Below are 4754 nucleotides of genomic sequence, written 5' to 3' on the forward strand. Positions count from 1 at the left end.
GGCGCATCCGGAGGCCGATATCGGTCTGGTCGGTTACGAGATGGCACTCCTGGTCGACCGCGCCGGGACAGTTCTCACCCCCGAGCTGCGCTCGGAGTTGCAGGGCAGCCTGCTGAACTAGACCCGCTCCCCCCACATGAGCATTCCCGTCCGCAGCATCGCCGACCTCATGCCTCGTCCGGAGGAGCCATGACCACGCCGCCCGCCTCGCCCGGCCCGTACGGTGCCCCGAGCCATCACGCGCCGTACGACGACAGCGAAGGCGACCAGCCGCTGGTGCGCCCGTACGCCATGACCGGCGGCCGAACCCGGCCGCGCTACCAACTCGCCATAGAGGCGCTGGTCAGCACCAGCGCCGACCCGGCACAGCTGCAGGGGCTGCTTCCCGAACACCAGCGGATCTGCCACCTGTGCCGTGAGGTCAAGTCGGTCGCCGAGGTCTCGGCGTTGCTGGCGATACCCCTGGGAGTGGCCCGTATCCTCGTCGCCGACCTCGCCGAGGCCGGCATGGTGGCGATCCACCAGCCCGGCGGCAGCAGTGAGCCCGGCGGTGCGCCAGACGTGACACTGCTCGAAAGGGTGCTCAGTGGACTTCGCAAGCTCTAGCCCGCACGCCGGGCAGGCTTCCGGACCCGCGCGTTCCACCACCTCCGCGAAGATCGTGGTGGCGGGTGGCTTCGGCGTGGGCAAGACGACCTTCGTGGGGGCGGTCTCGGAGATCAACCCGCTGCGCACAGAGGCGGTGATGACGTCCGCGTCGGCGGGCATCGACGACCTCACGCACACCGGTGGCAAGACGACGACCACGGTCGCCATGGACTTCGGCCGCATCACGCTGGACGACGACCTGATCCTGTACCTGTTCGGCACGCCCGGTCAGGACCGTTTCTGGTTCATGTGGGACGACCTGGTGCGCGGCGCGATCGGCGCGGTCGTGCTGGTCGACACCCGCCGTCTCGCCGACTGCTTCCCCGCGGTCGACTACTTCGAGAACAGCGGCCTGCCCTTCGTCATCGCGCTCAACGGGTTCGAGGGGCACCAGCCCTACACCCCGGACGAGGTGCGCGAGGCACTCCAGATCGGCCCCGACGCGCCGATCATCACCACCGACGCGCGGCACCGGGCGGACGCCAAGGGCGCGCTGATCCAACTGGTCGAGCACGCGCTGCTGGCGCGGTTGCGCTGATCCACTCGTGGACGGGGGCTGTCATCGCACACGCCCCCGTCCACGCGATCATAACGTTTCGACAGAGAATTGACCCGTTTCGATTACGGGCAGCGAGCGCTCCGCTCCACTCCGCGCACATTTCTCCAGTCATTTGCCGCCGAGCTGCCGTAATGCCCGACTTGTCGGGTGCCGCCGGAGGTAGTCATCGCACTTTCAAGTGTTTGGAAACCACCCTCCCGGCGTGCTGCAATTCGCTGAACTCAGCAGTAGTTACGGCGCATCGAGGATGAGGTGCCGACGCCGAGAGGTTTGGTCGAGTGAGGCGAAGCAAGACGGCACCCCCGCCGCCGGAGTCGCGGGGCAACTTCACGCCGCCGCGGGCCGCGGTCGGCGCGACGGGGTCCGCTGAACCGTCCGCGACCCCCGCGGCATCCGGGAGCAGCAGCCGGTTCGCTGTCCGGAACTGGCGCGTGGCGACCAGACTGAACGCGATCCTGCTGATACCCGTGCTGGTGGCACTGGTCTTCGGCGGTTTCCGCGTGCAGAACTCCATGAACACCCTGAGCGACGCGCAGGACGCCGAGCGCACCGCCGAGATCGTCGCGGCGGCCTCCACCTACGCGCACGCCCTGCTCGACGAGCGGGACCGCACCGCCGCCCCGCTGCTGAAGGGCGACGACAACGCCGAGGAGATCACCAAGGCCCGCGCGGCGACCGACGAAGCGCGGACCGCCTTCCAGGAAGCCGCCGAGCGCGCCCCCGACACCCCCAGCCTGCAACGCCGGCTCGACGGCATCGCGAAGGTGGAGCCGAAGCTGGACTCCCTGCGGCAGGCCGCGTACTCCAGCCGCCTCAGCGGCGTCCAGACCCAGTTGGGCTACGTCGAGATCCAGCACCCGCTGATGAACCTCTCCAACGAGCTGGGACTGGGCACCGGCAACGTCGTCGCCTACGGTCGTACCGTCTACGCCATCTCGCTCGCGAAGTCCGCCGAGTCGCTGACCCGGTCCATCGGCACCCAGCTGCTGGTGAAGCCCGGACCCGGCGCGGAGTCCAAGGCCGAGCAGCTGACCGCCTTCCAGTCCTACGCCTACCTGGAGGACGTCGCCCTCAGCGAGTACCTCGCGGGCGGCACCCAGCAGGACGCCGACCGGCTCCGGTCGGACCTGCGCACCCTGCAGGCGGACGGCAAGGAGAAGATCGCCGCTGCGAAGGCCCAGGCGGAGGCGGCCGGGCAGGAGTTCGTCGCGCCGCCGTCGATGGACGGCATGATCGAGCGCATCGGCTCCGGTGCCAAGCCCACCACGCTGGCCTCCCAGGGCATCACCGCCGACGTGTGGTTCCAGTCCGCGACCGGCAAGTTCGACGTGTACCGCGGCATCGAGGAGGACCTCGCCCAGCGGGCCGTGGCCGAGGCGGGCTCCATCGCCTCGGACGCCAAGCGTGAGGCGATCGTCAACTCGGCGATCGTGCTGGCGGCCCTGCTGATCGCGTTCGTGATCGCCGCCCTGATGGCCCGCTCGATGAGCCGCAACATGAACCGGCTGCGCAACGCCGCGTTCGACGTGGCCGAGCAGCGGCTGCCGATGCTCGTCGACCAGCTGTCCCGGACCGAGCCGGGCAGGGTCGACACCAACGTCACGCCCATCCCGATCGACACCCGCGACGAGATCGGCGAGGTCGCCCGGGCCTTCGACCAGGTCCACCGCGAGGCCGTCCGGCTCGCCGCCGAGCAGGCCCTGCTGCGGGGCAACGTCAACGCGATCTTCACCAACCTTTCCAGCCGCAACCAGGGCCTCATCGAGCGGCAGCTCGGCCTGATCACCGACCTGGAGAACAACGAGGCCGACCCGGACCAGCTGGAGAGCCTGTTCAGGCTGGACCACCTCGCGACCCGTATGCGCCGGAACGGTGAGAACCTGCTGGTCCTCGCCGGCGAGGAGCCGGGCCGCCGCTGGAACCAGCCGGTGCCGCTGGTCGACGTCATGCGGGCCGCCGGCTCCGAGGTCGAGCAGTACGAGCGCATCGAGATCAGCGGTGTGCCGGAGAGCGAGATCCACGGCGCGGTCGTCACCGACCTCGTGCACCTGCTCGCCGAGCTGCTGGAGAACGCGACCTCGTTCTCCTCGCCGCAGACGAAGGTGAAGGTCACCGCCACGCGCCTGCCCGACGGGCGCGTCATGATCGAGATCCACGACAAGGGCATCGGCCTCACCGCCGAGGACTTCGCCGACATCAACCACCGGCTGGCCAAGCCGCCCACCGTGGACGCCGCCGTCTCGCAGCGCATGGGCCTGTACGTGGTCGGCCGCCTCGCCGACCGCCACGGCATCCGCGTCCAGCTCCGCCCCTCCGGCGAGCAGGCGGGCACCACCTCGCTGGTCATGCTGCCCGAGGCCATCACGCACGGCGGTGGCGGCGACGAGTTCGGCGAGGACGACTTCACCGTCTCGCGGATCGTGCCCGAGCAGGAGCTCGAACAGCAGGCGCCGCCGCTCCAGGCCGCCTACCCCTCGCAGCCCACGGCTGCGGAGCTCGGCTTTGACGACTCCCGCTACGATTCCGTCCAGGTTCCCGACGACGCGTCGTCGCTCGACCCGGTGGGCCGCTCGCTGTCCCGCGGCGAGCGCCGGGTCGCGCTGGACGCACAGCAGTACGAGGACGGTTACGACCAGCCGCAGCAGGACGAGCAGCAGTCGGAGTACGGCGGCTACGCCGAACCGGTCGCCGAGCCCCCGTACGGGCAGCAGACGGGCTACGACGCCACCGGCTTCCCGGAGCCCGGCTACGCCGACGCCGGCTACGGCAGCGGGTACCACGACGGGTCGGCCGCCCAGCCCGGCTACGGCGGCGGCTACGGGCAGTCGCAGGCGGAGTTCGAAGGCGCCGGCGGCGCCGGCCAGGCCCCCCAGGGATACGACCCGGGGTGGCAGGACCAGGGCTACGGAACCGTTGCGCAACCGCAAGCGGAATCCGGGCAGGCGGCTCCCACAGCCGCCGGGGACCGCGTAGGCTTCGACCGTCCGGGAACTCCGTCGAGCAGCTCTCCCTCCACCACCGGTGCCGGCCTGCCGCGCCGGGACAAGCAGGGGCAGCAGCCCGAGGAGCACCAGGCAACGCAGTTCCGTTCGCAACCGGAACCCGCGGAGGCACCCCAGCAGGGAGCTCGGCCCGACGAGCCCGACTGGCGTTCGGCGAACGACGAGCGCTGGGATCGGGCGGAGAAGGTCCGGGACCCCAAGGCGGGCGGAGTCACCGTTTCCGGTCTGCCCCGACGTGTGCCCAGGGCCAACCTGGTCGAGGGCGCCGCGACACAGACCCCACAGGGAGGTCCCCAGGTCTCCCGCGCTCCGGAGGATGTCCGCGGCAGGTTGAGCAACCTGCACCGCGGTGTCCGCAAGGGGCGCGCGGGCGGCCGGGACGCCACCCAGAACGACCGACCGGGCTTCGGTCCCGGCAGCACCTACGACCAGGAGCGTTAGTGTGAGCCCGATGAGCCAGGCGGCGCAGAATCTGAATTGGCTGATCACCAACTTTGTGGAGAACACCCCGGGGGTGTCGCACACGGTGGTGGTTTCCGCCGACG

Annotated in this window: 3 protein-coding genes and 2 pseudogenes; all 5 read left to right on the forward strand. The window is 70.4% G+C overall.

Features of this window, described 5'->3' with window-relative positions; translation table 11 throughout:
* Positions 1-121 (forward strand): annotated as a pseudogene (locus QNO07_RS27365) (roadblock/LC7 domain-containing protein); the annotation flags it as partial.
* A 68-nt stretch (positions 122-189) separates the two neighbouring features.
* Positions 190-606, forward strand: a complete 417-nt coding sequence (locus QNO07_RS27370; RefSeq protein ID WP_283995235.1) for a DUF742 domain-containing protein — start codon at positions 190-192, stop codon at positions 604-606.
* Positions 587-1186 carry a GTP-binding protein gene (locus tag QNO07_RS27375; protein ID WP_283995236.1) on the forward strand — a complete coding sequence of 200 codons (600 nt, stop codon included), beginning with the start codon at positions 587-589 and terminating at the stop codon, positions 1184-1186. The genes QNO07_RS27370 and QNO07_RS27375 overlap by 20 nt, the downstream gene beginning before the upstream one ends.
* Positions 1187-1485: 299 nt before the next feature.
* Positions 1486-4650 carry a sensor histidine kinase gene (locus QNO07_RS27380; protein WP_283995237.1) on the forward strand — a complete coding sequence of 1055 codons (3165 nt, stop codon included), beginning with the start codon at positions 1486-1488 and terminating at the stop codon, positions 4648-4650.
* 1 nt (position 4651) lies between these two features.
* Positions 4652-4754 (forward strand): annotated as a pseudogene (locus tag QNO07_RS27385) (roadblock/LC7 domain-containing protein); the annotation flags it as partial.

Source organism: Streptomyces sp. 549 (assembly GCF_030124175.1).
Lineage (GTDB): Bacteria > Actinomycetota > Actinomycetes > Streptomycetales > Streptomycetaceae > Streptomyces.